A 16,477-nucleotide genomic window follows, 5' to 3' on the forward strand; every position below is an offset into this window, starting at 1 on the left:
GTCCAAAAAACCAACAAGAAATTGGAGACAGACCGTTCATGAAGACCCCGATCCGTTTTACCGCGCTGGCCCTGTCCATGTTGCTGGCCAGTGGTGTTGCCTCGGCCGCCGACCTCAAGATTGGCGTGACCATGTCCGCCTTTGATGACACCTTCCTGACCTACCTGCGTGAAGACATGGACAAGCAAGCCAAGTCCTATCCCAAGGGCGATGGTGTGCAATTGCAGTTTGAAGACGCCCGCGCCGATGTGGTCAAGCAACTGAGCCAGGTCGAGAACTTCATCAGCCAGAAGGTCGACGCGATTATCGTCAACCCGGTCGATACCGCCTCGACCAAGAACATTATCAGTGCCGCTACCAAGGCGGGTATTCCGCTGGTCTTCGTCAACCGTCGCCCTGACCAAAAAGACTTGCCCAAGGATGTCGTTGCGGTGACGTCCGATGACGTCGAGGCCGGTCGCCTGCAAATGCAGTACATCGCCGAAAAGCTCGGCGGCAAGGGCAAGATCGTCATCCTGCTGGGTGACCTGGCGAACAACTCCACCACCAACCGTACCAAAGGCGTGAAGGAAGTCCTCGCCAAATACCCCGGCATTACCATCGAGCAAGAGCAGACCGGCATCTGGCTGCGGGACAAGGGCATGACCCTGGTCAACGACTGGCTGACCCAAGGTCGCGAATTCAATGCGGTTCTGGCCAACAACGACGAGATGGCCATTGGCGCGTCCATGGCCCTCAAGTCGGCGGGTACCAAGCCTGGCAGCGTGTTGATTGCCGGGGTGGATGGCACGCCGGACGGTTTGAACGCCATTACCAAGGGTGACATGGCCGCGTCGGCCTTCCAGGACGCCAAGGGCCAGGCGGTCGGTTCGGTGGAAGCGGCGCGCAAGATGGCCAAGAAGGAGCCGGTCGAGCAGAACGTAATCATCCCGTTCAAGCTGATCACGCCGGATAACGTCAAAGACTTCAAGTAGCCCTTCATAACAACAATAAGCAAGCAGGGCGGCCACGGTCGCTCTGCTGATGGAGTACCCGATATGCTTGCTCAAGCCACTGTCTCGCAGCCTCCCGGTCTCCAGCCCGCGCTGCTGGAAGAACCCTACCTGCTGGAAATCGTCAACATCAGCAAAGGCTTTCCCGGCGTTGTGGCCCTGGCCGATGTGCAACTGCGCGTGCGCCCAGGCTCGGTACTGGCGCTGATGGGCGAGAACGGTGCGGGCAAGTCGACGTTGATGAAAATCATCGCCGGCATCTACCAGCCCGACGCCGGGGAAATTCGTCTGCGCGGCAAGCCGATTGTGTTTGAAACACCGCTGGCGGCGCAGAAGGCCGGGATCGCGATGATCCACCAGGAACTCAACCTGATGCCGCACATGAGCATCGCCGAGAACATCTGGATCGGCCGCGAGCAGCTCAATAGCCTGCACATGGTCAACCACCGCGAAATGCACCGCTGCACCGCCGAGTTACTGGCCCGTTTGCGTATCAACCTGGACCCGGAAGAACAGGTCGGCAACCTGAGCATCGCCGAGCGGCAGATGGTCGAGATTGCCAAGGCGGTGTCCTACGACTCCGACATCCTGATCATGGATGAACCGACTTCAGCCATTACCGAAAAGGAAGTGGCCCACCTGTTTTCGATCATTGCCGACCTCAAGTCCCAGGGCAAAGGCATCGTCTACATCACGCACAAAATGAACGAAGTGTTTGCCATCGCCGACGAAGTGGCGGTGTTCCGCGACGGCCAGTACATCGGCCTGCAGCGCGCCGACAGCATGAACAGCGACAGCCTGATCTCGATGATGGTCGGCCGCGAACTGAGCCAGTTGTTCCCGGTGCGCGAGACGCCCATCGGCGATTTACTGTTGTCGGTGCGCGACTTGAGCCTGGATGGCGTGTTCAAGGACGTGTCGTTCGACCTGCATGCCGGTGAAATTCTCGGCATCGCCGGGTTGATGGGCTCGGGGCGCACCAACGTGGCAGAGACCATTTTCGGCATCACCCCAAGTTCCAGCGGCCAGATCACCCTTGACGGCAAGCCGGTGCGCATCACCGACCCGCACATGGCTATCGAGAAAGGCTTTGCGCTGTTGACCGAGGACCGCAAGCTCAGTGGCCTGTTCCCGTGCCTGTCGGTGCTGGAGAACATGGAGATGGCCGTGTTGCCGCATTACTCGGGTAACGGTTTTATCCAGCAGAAAGCCCTGCGCGCACTGTGCGAAGACATGTGCAAGAAGCTGCGGGTGAAAACTCCGTCACTGGAGCAGTGCATCGACACTCTGTCCGGCGGCAACCAGCAAAAAGCCCTGTTGGCGCGCTGGTTGATGACCAACCCGCGCTTGCTGATCCTCGATGAGCCGACCCGTGGCATCGACGTTGGCGCCAAGGCCGAGATCTATCGCTTGATTTCCTTCCTCGCCAGCGAAGGCATGGCGGTGATCATGATTTCCTCCGAACTGCCGGAAGTGCTGGGCATGAGCGACCGGGTGATGGTGATGCATGAAGGCGAACTGATGGGCACCCTGGATCGCGCCGATGCGACCCAGGAAAAAGTCATGCAGCTGGCTTCCGGTATGACCGTAGTCCACTGACGAACCGCACAGAATAAGAAGGTGATTGGCTATGAACGCAATAACAGACAACAAGCCTGCCACGGCACCGGTCAAGCACCGTCGGCGTTTACCCACCGAGCTGAGTATCTTCCTGGTGTTGATCGGCATCGGCCTGGTGTTTGAGCTATTCGGCTGGATCGTGCGCGACCAGAGCTTCCTGATGAACTCCCAGCGCCTGGTGCTGATGATTCTGCAAGTGTCGATCATCGGCCTGCTGGCGATTGGCGTGACGCAGGTGATCATCACCACCGGTATCGATCTGTCTTCAGGCTCGGTGTTGGCGTTATCGGCGATGATTGCCGCCAGTTTGGCGCAAACCTCGGACTTTTCCCGGGCAGTGTTTCCCAGCCTGACCGACTTGCCGGTGTGGATTCCGGTGGCGATGGGCCTGGGTGTGGGGCTGCTGGCGGGGGCAATCAACGGCAGTATCATCGCGGTGACCGGCATTCCGCCGTTTATTGCGACCCTGGGCATGATGGTCTCGGCCCGTGGCCTGGCACGCTACTACACCGAAGGCCAGCCGGTGAGCATGCTCTCGGATTCGTACACTGCCATCGGCCATGGTGCGATGCCGGTGATTATCTTCCTGGTGGTGGCGGTGATCTTCCATATCGCCCTGCGCTACACCAAGTACGGCAAGTACACCTACGCCATCGGCGGCAACATGCAGGCGGCGCGCACCTCGGGCATCAACGTCAAGCGTCACCTGATCATCGTCTACAGCATCGCCGGTCTGCTGGCGGGCCTGGCCGGTGTGGTGGCCTCGGCGCGTGCCGCCACCGGCCAGGCCGGCATGGGCATGTCTTATGAGCTGGATGCGATTGCGGCGGCGGTAATCGGCGGCACCAGCCTGGCGGGCGGAGTAGGGCGCATCACCGGCACCGTGATCGGCGCGCTGATTCTCGGCGTGATGGCCAGCGGGTTTACCTTTGTGGGTGTGGATGCGTATATCCAGGACATCATCAAGGGGCTGATCATTGTGATTGCGGTGGTGATCGACCAGTATCGCAACAAGCGCAAGCTCAAGCGCTGAAGTCCAGTTGCAAGCGGTAAGCCGCAAGCTTCAAGTTAGATGGGCTTTACAGCTTGTCGCTTGCAGCTTGTGGCTTATAGCTGCTTCACGAACTTTCCTGCTATAAACGCACTCCGATGACCGTTCGCCAAGCCCGTCCTGGTGCCTTTGGGGGTTAATTGGGAAAAAATGCCTGTCTTTTCAGTTGCTGAGCCTTCCAGTCGGCCTTAGACTGCCGCCCCTCGTAAATTGAGTGCCGGGTGGCGCTTGAAATGGACGGCGCCCTTCCGAGGCCTGCGAAGGTCTGCCGGAACGCTCCCTTATTCGCCTTAATGCACGTATTTTTTATAGAGAAATCAATGACAAAGGAAAAGTTGCTGGCCATGCCGGCGGATGACTACATGAATGCCGAACAGCACGCTTTTTTCGAGAAGTTGCTGCAAGACATGAAAGTGGAACACCACGAGCGCATTGAGCAGAACCGCATCGCCATCGAAAGCCTGGACACCCCGGCGGACCCGGCTGACGCTGCCTCTGTGGAAGAAGAGCGCACCTGGCTGGTAAACGCCATCGACCGCGACCAGCGCATGCTGCCTCAGCTTGAGCGTGCCCTGGAACGCATCAAGGAAGATTCTTTTGGCTGGTGCGATGACAGCGGCGAGCCTATCGGCCTCAAGCGCCTGCTGATCAGCCCGACCACCAAATACTGTATCGAAGCGCAAGAGCGTCACGAGCAGATCGACAAGCACCAGCGCCAGGCCTGATGCGCTGAAGTCGGGCATCGCAGCTGTGATGCCCGAAGAAACACCGGTTACGTCCCTGTCTATTGATCTGCTGCAAGCACCCCACGAAAGGCCCATGGATAATGGCCCAATAGTGGCGTTTAATGCAGCAACAATAACGACAAACAGAGGGGTAACGACGATGGCTGGAGACGGATCTCTGATGGGCGCAGCGGCGCCACCGCAAACGGTGGTGCGCGTGCTGCCCGGCTGGCTGACGCCGCTTATGCAGAGCACCGCGCTGGTGCTGGTCCTGCTGGGCCTGTCGTTTGCCGGCTTGCCGCTGTACCTGTGCCTGCCACTGGCCTTGCTGGTGATCTGGCTGCCTGCGCTCAAAGCCCGAGTGCCGCGTGTAGCGCCTGCCCAGGCGATTGATACGCTGGGTGAGCTGACTCGCGATCTTTCCTACACCACCAGTCATAACGCACTTTCCGCTGCCGGCGTGGCTTATTCGGTCAAGCAACTGGCCGCGCGCGTGCAATCGCAATTAGGCGCCGCCAAGCAAATTGTCAGCAGCGCCGAAGTGATGATCGGCACCGAGCAAGTCACCTCTCAACTCAGCCGGCAGGCCTTGGGCGCGGCCAGCCAGGCGCACCAGCGCAGTACTGAAGGGCGCGAAGTGTTGGCTCAATCGATCACTCGCATGCACCAACTGCGCCTGCGCGCCAATGCCAGCCGAGAGTTGATCGAGGCGCTGAGCCAGCGCAGTGAAGAGATTCAGCGCGTGACTCTGGTGATCCAGTCCATTGCCAGCCAGACCAACCTGCTCGCGCTGAACGCCGCCATTGAAGCGGCGCGCGCCGGTGAGCACGGGCGCGGCTTTGCCGTAGTGGCCGATGAAGTGCGTGGCCTGGCCGGGCGTACGGCCACGGCGACGGATGAGGTCGGCGTGATGGTCGCCGATATTCAACAACGCACCGCCCAGGTGGTGGAACAGATTCGCCAACTGTCTGCCGACTTGCACATCGGTGTCGAGCAGGTGGAGCAGGCGGGTGAGCAACTGGAAAATATCGCCAGCCTGGCAGCCGACGTAGAAGGGCAGGTCAATGAGATCGCCCAAGGCACCGACACCAACCGCGCGCAACTCGACAGCCTGTTCCACGCGGTAGAGCAGATGCGCAGCGATTTAACGGTGAGCGACCAGCAGACGCGGCAACTGGCCGAGGTCGCTGTGCAGATGGAAGGACAGGCTGAAACCATCAGTGAGCGCCTGGCTGAAGTCGGGCTGGATGACTATCACCAGCGCATCTACGACCTGGCTCGCGAAGGGGCGAGCCGTATTGGTGAGCAGTTCGAGGCTGACATCGTGCAAAACCGCATCAGCCTGGAAGACTTGTTCGACCGCAGCTACACGCCGATCCCCAACACCCGGCCGAGCAAATACCACACGCGCTTTGATGGCTACACCGACCAAGTGCTGCCGACGATCCAGGAGGCATTGCTGCCGCGCCATGAGGGGCTGGTGTTCGCGATTGCCTGCACACCGCAGGGCTATGTGCCCACACACAACAAGGCGTTCTCCCACGCCCTGACCGGCGATGCACAGGTTGACGCCGTGCAGAACCGTACCAAACGCAAGTTCGACGACCGTACCGGCATTCGTTGTGGCAGCCATCAACAAGCAGTGCTGTTGCAGACCTATACCCGCGATACTGGCGAACTGATGCACGATTTGTCGGTGCCGATCATGGTTAAGGGGCGGCATTGGGGTGGCTTGCGCCTGGGCTATAAACCGGAAGGGGCCAAGGCTGGGCGTTAGGATTGTTACTGTTTATGCAATGGAGCTATTCCGGAGATAGCTTTTTCCAACTGGAATAAAACCGTAGCATGGCCAACATTGTTAGGTAGCTAACTAATGTGGCGGAGAAGCTCCATGCAAAACAAGGTCGATGTCGCCGTGATGATCGGCAGTGGTGTTCCCGAAACCCTGCGTGCGCTGGGCCAGAAAGCCTGTTGGGTGGTGTTGCTCAATGGCGAGCAACGCGGTACGGCATTCGCCAGCCGCAGTGAAGCCGAGGAGTGCAGAGCCGCCTGGCAGGCACTGATGCACCTTGAACAATCAGACAGCCTGCATTGAGGCGTGTTATTTAGACTGGTGCAGGCGCTGGTTCAGCTCATCCACCGGTATTGCCCATTCGGCGTCTTCGCGCAGTTCTTCTTTAAGAAACGCCGCTTGTTGCGCAGACCAGAAGGGTGCGTCGATCAGCTTCACGTCTTCAGGTAGCGGATGCGCGACGATAAAAGCATCGATGGCTTCAGGTGTTGAATCCAGACCGAGTTGATCAAACAGGGTTTCAAGCGTTGGGATTGGCGCGTCCATGGTGGGTTCTCCATGCAAGGTGAGGGATGTTGTGCATGTGAGGCCGGGGACGCGACAGAGTTCAGGATTTGCACAGGTCAGGAATTGAGTGCACCTGAATCCACCGCGGATTTCAGCGCCCTGGCGGCATCTTTGCCGGCAATGGCCGCAGCGTCGACGGTTTTGAACCAACGATCTTTTTCTACCTGATGCGTGGTGACCGTGGTCAGCGGTGGTTTAGCCCGCATAATGATCACCGCTTGAAACTCGCCATCTACTTCTCGCGCATCGCCATGGATGAAAAATTCGCCAATATCAAATTCCGTCACGTATAGCCTTCCCTTCAAGTTAACTGCATCAAGGTCACTGCACTGATGAACGCCGACACGCAAGGGGCAAACTTCAATGGACAGGCCAGTATGGCAGTTGTTGAAGGGCGACGGCGCAGTAAAGTCAGGCGGGTGACGAAACGATCGCAGCGTGAACCGCTTGCAGGTTGGCTTCGAGTTGTTGGGCCAATTCGCACGCCTTGGAATGCGTGCTGCGAAAGCCTTTGATCCTGCCGCTGGTCACTTCAAGGATATGAAAGAAATTGCGTCCGGCCGGTACCACTTGGTAAAGAACGTAATTGGAGTACCCGTTGGGGTTATGTAAGCAGTAGTATTGGCGCTCGTCTGGACATGATGAACGAGTGCGCGATGACATAACGGCGTGTTGACGTGGTTGCATGCTCAGCTCCTGTCGATCGACCTTGTGGACTTACCAGCAGCGTTTCGAGTGGTTTTGAACCGGGTTGCTGTTTTAGTATTGTCGTCGGCAGCCGATGCCTGGTTCCATTCCGGGTGTTATGTAATGTGTAGGCTGTCGGAAATCGCGTTTTTAACCGGGTTATTGTCTGAAGTGGGTCGGTCCGAGTTCTCGGGCTGCTGAACCTGTGATTTGCTGTGTCGCCTGATGACCTTGCATAAGGTCCATCGTGCATCTGTGTACTAGTCTTATGGCGTGGCAGCAGGTTTCTTCAGTTTTTTACGAATGTGTGATCGAGCCGTAACGGCCGTTTTTTTGTGCTGCCCGCTCTGGCGGTCAGCGCCTTTTTTGATGTGGGGGCGTTTCCTTGGCAGTCAGTAATCTGGATATGCACGCGTTATTCGTGCTGGGTGATTTGCGCGCAAAGTTGGTCAAGCAGTTTCAATCCCGTTTCGTTTACATCACTGAACAGACGCCGGAAGGCATTTACATCGCCGAGATCGATACTGAATCGGCGCTGGTCGTGGATGACAAACCGCGCCTGGAACTCAAGGTCGGCGACCATTTTCGTGCCGCCGTGTTGCCGAGCCGTGAAGGCGGCAAGTTCGAACTGAAGTTTCGCGACATCAAGTTGACGGTGTATGGCTTGGGCGATTACGCCTTTGTTTCGTCGACCGAAGGCCAGGGCATCGTGTTCAAGGAAGGCCACAGCGTGATGCTGGTGTTTGCCGCCAATGAACAATTGCAGGAAGGCTTGACCAAAACCCTCAAGGCCGTGACCGGCAAGGCCGCCAAGTGGCGCAAGGGTGAACTGGTGACGTTCAAGGCCAGTGAGTAACTGCTAAACGCCACGTGTATTCTTGCTCCTCCGGAACCTCTACTACAGTTGAGTTGACTTAACTATTCAGAGGCTTCGCGCATCCGCAGCAAAGCCGCCCGCTATGGCTGTGAAAATGCGAGGTGCAAAGGCATGAAAGGATTGAGAACCCTGGTGGTTGCGGCTGCGGCTGCGGCGTTGACGACCATGAGTCTGTCGTTGCCGGTATCGGCTGCGCAAACGCCGGTGCACTTTGCCGACCTGAACTGGGAAAGCGGTAGCCTGATCACCGAAGTGCTGCGCTTTATTGTCGAAAAGGGCTATGACCTGCCCACTGATACGTTGCCCGGTACCACCATTACGCTGGAAACCGCCCTGGCGAAAAACGATATCCAGGTGATCGGCGAAGAATGGGCCGGCCGCAGCCCGGTGTGGATCAAGGCCGAAGCCGAAGGCAAAGTCATCGGCCTGGGCGATACGGTCAAAGGCGCCACCGAAGGTTGGTGGGTGCCGGAATACGTGGTCAAGGGCGACCCGGCCAAAGGCCTCAAACCGCTGGCGCCGGACCTCAAGACCGTGCAGGACCTGGCGCGTTACAAGGACGTGTTCAAAGACCCGGAGTCGCCCGGCAAGGGGCGTTTTCTTAACAGCCCGATCGGCTGGACCTCGGAAGTGGTCAACGCGCAGAAGCTCAAGGCTTATGGCTTGAGCGACAGCTATGTGAACTTTCGCAGCGGCTCGGGTGCGGCGCTGGATGCGGAGATCGCGTCGTCGATCCGTCGTGGCAAGCCGGTGCTGTTCTACTACTGGTCGCCAACGCCCTTGATGGGCCGTTACAAGCTGATCCAGCTGGAAGAACCGCCATTTGACGCCGATGCCTGGAAGACCCTGACCGATGCAGACAACCCCAACCCACGGCCGACGCGCTCGTTGGCGTCCAAGCTGAGCATCGGTGTGTCGACACCCTTCCAGCAAGCGCAGCCGCAGATTGCCGAGTTCTTTACCAAGGTGCAGTTTCCGATTGAGCCATTGAATAAAGCCTTGGCGGCGATGAGCGAAAATCACACGGCGCCGCGTGACGTGGCGCAAGTGTTCCTCAAGGAACACCCTGAAGTGTGGAAGGCGTGGTTGACGCCGCAGGTGGCGCAGAAGGTTGAGGCGAGCCTGAAGTAACCTCCAATGTGGGAGCCGGGCTTGCCCGCGATGGCGGCGTGACAGTCAACTTATACAGGACTGACACACCGCCATCGCGGGCAAGCCCGGCTCCCACATTTGGTTCTCTATTCCAGGTTTAGAATCGGGTTTGTACCGCCAACTCAAACGTCCGTGGCGCGCCCAAATAGTAAGCCGGCGACACATGCGCAAACTCGGCATACACCTCATTGGTCAGGTTACGTACCCGCCCGGTCACCGAGGTATGTGAATCCACTTTGTAACGCAGGAACGTGCCGAATAGCGTGTAGGCCGGCACCGTCTGGGTATTGGCATTATCGGCATACACCTGGGCCACATACCGCGCATCCACACCGCCTTGCCAGTCCTCGGCAACGTCATACGTCAGCCATACGTTGCCCACGCGCTTGGGCACGTTGGTGGGCGTATTGCCCTGGCGCGATACCACTGCGCCGCTGGCGATTTTCTCGTTGAAGTCATCGTACTCGGCGTCCACCCAGGCAAAGTTGCCTTCGGCCAGCAGCCGTGGCGTGATGCGTAACGAACTGGCCAACTCGATGCCCTTGGAGGTCTGCGCACCCACCGGAATGCTGTTGTTCGGGTCCAGCGGGTCGGTGACGGCAAAGTCCTTGCGCTCGATCCTGTAGGCGGCGACGGTGGCCGAACCGCGACCGTCGAGGTAGTCGAACTTGCTGCCGACTTCCCACTGTTTGCCGGTCGACACGTCGAACACTTGAGTGGTGGTGGAAGGTTGCTCCGCTGCGGTGCTGTATTGCACATACACATTGGCCGATGGGATGAACTGATACGTCAGGCCTACGCGGCCGGTGACCGGCTCCCAACTGCGCTTGAAGTGGCGTGGGTTGGTGGCGGTGATCACGCGATGGTTAGTCACATCCAGGTCGATGGCGTCGTAACGCAGTCCTGTGAGCAGCGAGAGTTTATCAGTGAGGCCCAAGCGGTTTTCCACAAACAAGGCTTTGGTGGTGACCTCGTTGGTCTTGTCTTTGATAAAACCTGGCCGGGTGCCCGGAATGTCGTAGAAGTGCCCGGGGTTGTAGGCATTCGGGTCCACCGTGCTGTTACCTGGCACATTCAGCGGGTTGTTGGTGGTGCTGTTGACCTTGTACTCGAAGCCGCCGGACCAGGTGGTTGACAGGCCGAACACACTGTCGTCATGGCGCAGCTCGAACTGGTTGCCGTGCTGCTCGCCCTGATGGCGTACCTGGTAGGCGGTCGAGCGGTTCACCGCGCTGTTGTCGGCGTTGTACTGGTAGGTTTCCAGGTTGCGGTAGTCACGCTGGCTGTCCAGGTGATACAGCGTGTTTTTCAGTGTGGTGCTGTCGTTGATCCGGTAGTCGATGATCGAACGCATCCAGATCGTGCGTTGCTCGTAACGACCGTCGGCGACGTTGTAGTTGTTGAAGCGGTTGTGCTTGTCGATTTTCAACTCACCCGCCTTGGGGTTGAGCACCGGCGTGCCCCAATACGGGCTGTCCTCATGTTCATCCTGGTATTCCAGGGCCAGGGTGTGGGACAGGTTGGGGGTGAGGTCACTGAGCAAGGAAAACGCCAGGCTCCAGGCATCCCGCTGGTCGCGGTCGATGTAACTGTGGTTGGTGTTGCGGCTCACATCCAGTCGGGCGTAGTGCTGCACCTCGGCGCCGGGTTCGGTCAGGGCATGGTTGAGGCCAAAGGCCATGCCGGCAGTGTCGTAGCTGCCATAGGTGAGCTGGCCTTCGGCGGCTTGTTCCTCGCGTGTGGCAAGCTTGGTCACGTAGTTCAGCGAGCCGCCCACGGAGCCGGCGCCGTTGATCAGGGAGGAGGGGCCGCCGACCAGCTCCACTCGGTCATAGATCCACGCATCCACTGGCCGCGCCAGGCCGGTGGCGACGTTGATGCCGTTGAACATCTGGGTGATCTGGCTGCTGGTAAAGCCACGATAGGACACAAACCCGCCAAACCCCGGCGGCGCACTGGCGTTGACGCCGGGCAAGGTATTGGCCGCATCGCGGAAGGTCTTGGCGCCATGGCGCTCAATGTCGTTGCGGTTGGCAATGGCCACCGACGCCGGGGTTTCGCGCACGCTTAAACCCAGGCGTGATGCCGTGCCGCTGGATTGGTCCAGGGCCAGGCCCGGTTCGCTGGTTTGTTCGCCATCAATGGTGGTGGGGGCCAGCTCGAGCGCCCAGCCACAGACAGGCAGGCAGCCGAACAGGCCCGCCAACAAGGGTAAATGTTTCATGGTTGAATCCTGAAAATCTTGGCTTGAAAACAACGCACAGCCCTCCGCAGTCCTAAAGGGAGCGGTGGTCGATGCAGATCAGAAAGCGCAGGGATCAGGCGAGAACGGGAGGCGCGCGCGGGTTGGCCGTGGGCCAGGTGAAGCGGGCAGGAATATCAGCGGCAAGCACCACCGCTGGCGGCGGCGCGTGCGGTTGGGGCAACACCGCCACATTGAGGCTGGAACTGAGTGCTGGCCCCATGCCGCCGGTCGAACACAATGGGCAACCGAACGCCTTGGACAGCGTTGGCAGGTTCTCGTCGGTGGAGTTGTTCTGTGCCGGCGCCTGGGTGCGCGGGTCGACCGTACAAAACTGGCCGCCGATGCCGTTGAGCTGCATGCCCAGCATCTGCCCATGTCCAATACTGCACGCGAACACATTGAACAGGACGCAGCAATACAGCATCCAGGCAATGAGTGAGCGGCCGGCACGGGCGATTTTCATGGGGCGGCACTTTACCATCAGCCGCCGACGAAATGCCTACAAAAAATCTCAGGCCGACTATCCTCATTCGCACATTTAAGGGAGCGCCTGCCATGAGCTTTTTCGTCGCACGCTGGATCGTCGCGATTTTTACCTGCATCAGCATGGTGCATCTGTACTGGGCCGCCGGCGGCAAGCTCGGCAGCCTGGCCGCCATCCCCGAATTGCCCGGCGAGTTCGCCCAGGGGCCACGGCCGGCGTTCAAACCGTCGGCACTGGGCACGTTTCTGGTGGCGATGGGCTTGGTGGCGATTGCCTTGCTGGTGTGCCTGCGTGCCGGGTTGTACTTTTCGCCGGTGTCCCACGGCGCGCTGCAATGGGGCATCAGTGCGATTGCCTTGGTGATGTTCGCCAGGGCGATTGGCGATTCGGAACTGGTGGGTTTTTTCAAGAAAGTGAGCGGGTCACGATTTGCCCGTTTGGACACCTATTTTTATTCACCCTTGTGCCTGGTATTGGGCGCGGGTTTATTGATCGTGGCGTGGAACTGATAACAAATCACACAAAAACCACATAGCCAACAAAACCCACTTGACACGCCCCCAGGCTCGGGCGTTTATTGACGTACCCACCGGACTCATGTGCAGACGGCCCAGGATACTCAATGAACACAGACCTCTTGATGCCCACTGTGATCGACGCTGCCGAGGCCATTCGCGCGGGCACGCTGTCTGCGGTACACCTGGTCGAGCAAAGCCTGCACGCAATCGAAACCCACAATCCCACACTCAATGCGTTTGGCGACGTGTACGCCGACTCGGCATTGGCGCAAGCGCAAGTGCTGACCGAAGAGGCCAGGGCAGGGCAGTTGCGTGGCCCGCTGCATGGCGTGCCCTTTGGGATCAAAGACCTGTTTTCCACCGCCGGCCTGCGCACCACCCGAGGCTCGTTGACCGGCCTTGAGCATGTGCCCAGCCAGGATGCGCCGATCATTCGCCGCCTCAAGGACGCCGGTGCAATCATCCTCGGCAAAACCGCCACCACTGAATTCGGCTGGACCGGCGCCAGTACCTCGCGTGTGTTCGGCAACGGGCGCAATCCCTGGAACCCACAGCTCACCAGCGGTGGTTCCAGCTCCGGCTCGGCGATTGCCGTGGCGGCACGCATGGTGCCGGGCACGCTGGGTTCCGATGGCGGTGGGTCGGTGCGCATTCCGGCGGCGTTCTGCGGGGCGTTCGCCATGAAAGGCTCCCTGGGCCGCATTCCGACCTGGCCTTGGTCGGCCACCGAAATGCTCAGCCATGCCGGGCCGATCACGCGCACGGTGCGCGACAGCGCTTTGTTGTTCGACATCCTTTCCGGGCCGGATCCGTTGGATCATCAGGCCTTGCCCGCATTGACCGAATCCTGCCTGGCGCGCTGCGACCAGCCACTGGGGCCGCTGCGGGTGGCGTATTGCCCGACATTGTTCAACACCCCGGTCGACCCGGTCATTGCCGCTAGCGTCGAAGCCGCCGTGTACAACCTGGCGGAACGCTTGCCGGTCACCGTGACCACCTTGACGCTGGACTGGCAGGACCCACTCGCCACATTCGAAACCTTGTGGGTCGGCGGACGCGGCATTGCCTACGGCAAAGCCCTGGCGGATCGCCTCGACCAACTGGACCCAGGCTTTGCCGCGCTGATCCAGCGCGCGGGCGAGTACGACCTGGGTGACTACCTCAAGGCCGTGCAGCAGCGGGCGCAGTTCGCCAACCAGGTGCACGCGCTGTTTAACGATTACGACGTGTTGCTACTGCCGACGCTGCCAACCCTGCCGTTCGCCGCCGACCAGGTGGCGCCCGACGGCTGGCCAGGCGCAGACGGCGCGGTGCCCTGGGCACGTTGGACACCCTTTACCTACCCGTTCAATATCACCGGCAACCCCGCTGCGAGCCTGCCTTGCGGCTTCAGCCCGAGCGGCTTGCCGATAGGTTTGCAAGTGGTCGGCCCGCGCTTTGCCGACGCCCAGGTGTTGCAGTTCTGCGCCGCAGTAGAAGCCATTGCGCCTTGGGACCAGCACCTGCCGCCGCTGTTGTTGTAGTGCCTGATTGCCCCGTGGAGCCGGCTCGTTAGAGGCCTGCCCTGGACAGATCCTTTTGTAGTGTTTCTGCCCTTTCACACCCCGATGAGTGAGAGGTAAACGTGACCCGATCAATCGCCGTCAGTCGTCCTTTGCCCCCCGCCGGACCGGTGCATGCCGCGTACCGTGGTGGGCGCAAAGCGCGCGATACTGACGGCTCGAATTTGCCTTGGAATGCACCCTTTATGCTCAATCAGCCACGTCTCGACGAAATCATGCTCATGCTCACCCAACATCAGCGCGTCAAGGCGTCGGACCTGGCGCAAGCGCTGTTCGTCAGCGAAGAAACCATTCGCCGCGACTTCAAATACCTGGAGGAGGCCGGCAAGTTGCGCCGCATCCATGGCGGCGCGATCTTGCCCAGGCTGAACGAAGAACAACCGCTGCAAGTGCGCACCCGCATCAAGGCCCAGGCCAAGACCCGCATGGCAGTCTGTGCTGCCAAACTGGTCAGCGAGGGCATGGTGCTGTTTCTCGATACCGGCACCTCGACCCTGGCCCTGGCCCAGCAATTGATTGGTTTCAGCCAACTGCGCATCATCACCAACTCGCTGGACATCGCGCAGTTGATCACCCAGCAAAGCAGTAATCAGGTGCTGGTGGTGCCCGGTGATGTGCGCCGTAATGACAATGCGCTGATCGGCGCCCACACCCTGGAATTTGTCCGGCAGTTTCACTACGACATCGCCTTCATGGGCATCGGCGCGGTGGACTTGCAGCTGGGCTTCATGGACTACCAGGAGCCCGAGGCGCTGCTGCGCCGCACCCTGACCCAACATTGCCTGCGCAGCGTCATCCTCGCGGACGACGCCAAGTTCGGCCATCGCACGTTCATCAACACACTGCCGTTCAGCGCCATCACCACTTTGGTCACCAATCGCCCTCCGTCCGCGGAGTTTGCGACCTGCCTGGAGCACGCCCATGTCGACATCCTTTACCCCTGAGTGGCTGTCTCCCAGTGAGGCGGACGTCGAGGCCTTCGAGACGCTGTTTCGCGACAGCTCAGCCATCGGTGCGACACCGGCAGGTGGTTTGCACCGCCTGGCCGCATCGGCCGAAGACGGTGCGGTGCGCGACCTGTTCAGCGCGTGGCTGCGTGAGCGCGGTTTCGACGTGCGCGTAGACGCCATCGGCAATCTGTTCGGGCTGATCACTTTCAACCCGGACGCCCCCTATGTGCTGTGCGGCTCGCACTTGGACAGCCAGCCCAGCGCGGGGCGTTTCGACGGTATCTATGGGGTGTTGGCTGGCGCAGTCGCCATCGCCAGCCTGGCGCGCCAACTGCACGAGCGCGGCGAAACCCCTGCGTGCAACCTCGCGGTGGTGAACTGGACCAACGAAGAAGGCGCGCGCTTTCAACCCAGCCTGATCGGCAGCAGCGTGTTTACCGGCGACCTGGCCCTGCACGAAGCCTGGGAATGCCGCGATGGCGACGGCATTCGCCTCAAGGATGCGCTGCAAGCGATCGGCTATCTGGGGGACGGCCTGGTTGAACTGGATGTGGCCGGTTATGTGGAAATCCACGTTGAACAAAGCGACGGTCTGGAAAGCCAAGGCCTGGACATCGGCGTAGTGCGTGAAACCTGGGCGGCGCTCAAGCAGCGTATCCGTTTCGACGGCGAACAGAACCACACCGGTCCAACCCCGATGGCCGCCCGCAAAGATGCCTTGCTCGCGGCGGCGCATGCGATAACCACCGTGCGCGCCGAAGCGGACGTGCACGGGCTGCAGTTTCACAGCTCGGTAGGGCGCCTGGAAATTTACCCCAACTCGCCGAACGTGGTGCCCTCGCGCGTCACCTTGCATGTGGAGTACCGCTCGCCGGACACGGCATTGCTGGCGGTTGCCGGTTATCGGCTGGATGCCAGCCTCAAGGCCGTCGCTGCATCGACCGCCACCACATACGAAGTCGAAAGCCGCGCCCTGCGTGCGCCCATCGCGTTACACCATGGTTTTGCCGAATTGGCCTACGGCGTCGGTCAACAACTGGGGCTGGCGGTCGGCAACACTGTCACGGTTTCCGGCCACGACGCCATCAGCCTCGGCCGGCATTACCCGGCATGCCTGTTGTTCATTCCGAGCAGCAACGGCGTGTCCCATAACGAGGCGGAACTCACCCATGACCGCGACATGCGCACCGGCCTGCAGATGCTGACCGCGCTGCTGCATTGCGCCTGTACTTCCCCCAACGCTTACCGGTGAGGG

General features: G+C 60.0%; 17 protein-coding genes. 12 read left to right on the plus strand and 5 right to left on the minus strand.

Annotated elements, in window-relative coordinates; all coding sequences use genetic code 11:
- Positions 1 to 38 precede the first annotated feature (38 nt).
- From ACQY47_RS27685 to ACQY47_RS27710, 6 genes are all read left to right on the plus strand, one after another.
- Positions 39 to 974, plus strand: coding sequence for a sugar ABC transporter substrate-binding protein (locus tag ACQY47_RS27685; RefSeq protein ID WP_017136425.1), 936 nt, complete (start codon positions 39 to 41; stop codon positions 972 to 974).
- A 63-nt stretch (positions 975 to 1,037) separates the two neighbouring features.
- Positions 1,038 to 2,591 carry a sugar ABC transporter ATP-binding protein gene (locus ACQY47_RS27690; RefSeq protein WP_428553673.1) on the plus strand — a complete coding sequence of 518 codons (1,554 nt, stop codon included), beginning with the start codon at positions 1,038 to 1,040 and terminating at the stop codon, positions 2,589 to 2,591.
- Positions 2,592 to 2,622: 31 nt separating this feature from the next.
- The gene (locus ACQY47_RS27695) at positions 2,623 to 3,645 is read left to right on the plus strand and encodes an ABC transporter permease (RefSeq protein ID WP_026013640.1); all 1,023 of its coding nucleotides are present in this window, start codon (positions 2,623 to 2,625) and stop codon (positions 3,643 to 3,645) included.
- Positions 3,646 to 3,983: 338 nt separating this feature from the next.
- On the plus strand, positions 3,984 to 4,388 hold the full coding sequence (locus tag ACQY47_RS27700) for a TraR/DksA family transcriptional regulator (protein WP_003191666.1): 405 nt from the start codon (positions 3,984 to 3,986) through the stop codon (positions 4,386 to 4,388).
- Between the two features lie 544 nt (positions 4,389 to 4,932).
- Positions 4,933 to 6,165, plus strand: coding sequence for a methyl-accepting chemotaxis protein (locus tag ACQY47_RS27705; RefSeq protein ID WP_370589445.1), 1,233 nt, complete (start codon positions 4,933 to 4,935; stop codon positions 6,163 to 6,165).
- Between the two features lie 114 nt (positions 6,166 to 6,279).
- Positions 6,280 to 6,483, plus strand: a complete 204-nt coding sequence (locus ACQY47_RS27710) for a hypothetical protein (RefSeq protein ID WP_017136429.1) — start codon at positions 6,280 to 6,282, stop codon at positions 6,481 to 6,483.
- A gap of 6 nt (positions 6,484 to 6,489) precedes the next feature.
- Here the strand turns inward: ACQY47_RS27710 and ACQY47_RS27715 are convergent, their stop codons facing one another.
- The 3 genes from ACQY47_RS27715 to ACQY47_RS27725 form a co-directional block, all read right to left on the minus strand.
- Positions 6,490 to 6,726, minus strand: a complete 237-nt coding sequence (locus ACQY47_RS27715) for a DUF2789 domain-containing protein (protein ID WP_017136430.1) — start codon at positions 6,724 to 6,726, stop codon at positions 6,490 to 6,492.
- Between the two features lie 77 nt (positions 6,727 to 6,803).
- A complete protein-coding gene (locus ACQY47_RS27720) occupies positions 6,804 to 7,034 on the minus strand; it encodes a hypothetical protein (RefSeq protein WP_026013642.1) in 231 nt (76 codons plus the stop codon).
- 124 nt (positions 7,035 to 7,158) lie between these two features.
- Positions 7,159 to 7,434 carry a hypothetical protein gene (locus ACQY47_RS27725; protein ID WP_017136432.1) on the minus strand — a complete coding sequence of 92 codons (276 nt, stop codon included), beginning with the start codon at positions 7,432 to 7,434 and terminating at the stop codon, positions 7,159 to 7,161.
- A 406-nt stretch (positions 7,435 to 7,840) separates the two neighbouring features.
- On the opposite strand from ACQY47_RS27725, the gene ACQY47_RS27730 reads away from it, so the two are divergent.
- The gene (locus ACQY47_RS27730) at positions 7,841 to 8,290 is read left to right on the plus strand and encodes a hypothetical protein (RefSeq protein WP_050547738.1); all 450 of its coding nucleotides are present in this window, start codon (positions 7,841 to 7,843) and stop codon (positions 8,288 to 8,290) included.
- Between the two features lie 132 nt (positions 8,291 to 8,422).
- Positions 8,423 to 9,442, plus strand: a complete 1,020-nt coding sequence (locus ACQY47_RS27735; RefSeq protein WP_428553683.1) for an ABC transporter substrate-binding protein — start codon at positions 8,423 to 8,425, stop codon at positions 9,440 to 9,442.
- Positions 9,443 to 9,560: 118 nt separating this feature from the next.
- Here the strand turns inward: ACQY47_RS27735 and ACQY47_RS27740 are convergent, their stop codons facing one another.
- Complete coding sequence (locus tag ACQY47_RS27740) at positions 9,561 to 11,687, minus strand: TonB-dependent receptor (protein ID WP_428553686.1); 2,127 nt, start codon at positions 11,685 to 11,687, stop codon at positions 9,561 to 9,563.
- A 94-nt stretch (positions 11,688 to 11,781) separates the two neighbouring features.
- Complete coding sequence (locus tag ACQY47_RS27745; protein WP_428553689.1) at positions 11,782 to 12,171, minus strand: DUF2946 domain-containing protein; 390 nt, start codon at positions 12,169 to 12,171, stop codon at positions 11,782 to 11,784.
- A 92-nt stretch (positions 12,172 to 12,263) separates the two neighbouring features.
- Between ACQY47_RS27745 and ACQY47_RS27750 the strand changes: the two genes are divergently transcribed.
- From ACQY47_RS27750 to ACQY47_RS27765, 4 genes are all read left to right on the plus strand, one after another.
- On the plus strand, positions 12,264 to 12,701 hold the full coding sequence (locus ACQY47_RS27750) for a DUF3995 domain-containing protein (RefSeq protein WP_017134614.1): 438 nt from the start codon (positions 12,264 to 12,266) through the stop codon (positions 12,699 to 12,701).
- A 131-nt stretch (positions 12,702 to 12,832) separates the two neighbouring features.
- Complete coding sequence (locus ACQY47_RS27755) at positions 12,833 to 14,233, plus strand: amidase (RefSeq protein WP_428557399.1); 1,401 nt, start codon at positions 12,833 to 12,835, stop codon at positions 14,231 to 14,233.
- Between the two features lie 224 nt (positions 14,234 to 14,457).
- Complete coding sequence (locus ACQY47_RS27760; protein WP_017134612.1) at positions 14,458 to 15,216, plus strand: DeoR/GlpR family DNA-binding transcription regulator; 759 nt, start codon at positions 14,458 to 14,460, stop codon at positions 15,214 to 15,216.
- Entirely contained in the window at positions 15,194 to 16,474 is a 1,281-nt protein-coding gene (locus tag ACQY47_RS27765) for a M20 family metallo-hydrolase (protein ID WP_177034378.1), read from the plus strand. Before ACQY47_RS27760 ends, ACQY47_RS27765 begins: the two co-directional genes overlap by 23 nt.
- Positions 16,475 to 16,477 lie beyond the last annotated feature (3 nt).

The organism is Pseudomonas edaphica (genome assembly GCF_965277385.1).
Classification (GTDB): Bacteria; Pseudomonadota; Gammaproteobacteria; order Pseudomonadales; family Pseudomonadaceae; genus Aquipseudomonas; species Aquipseudomonas edaphica.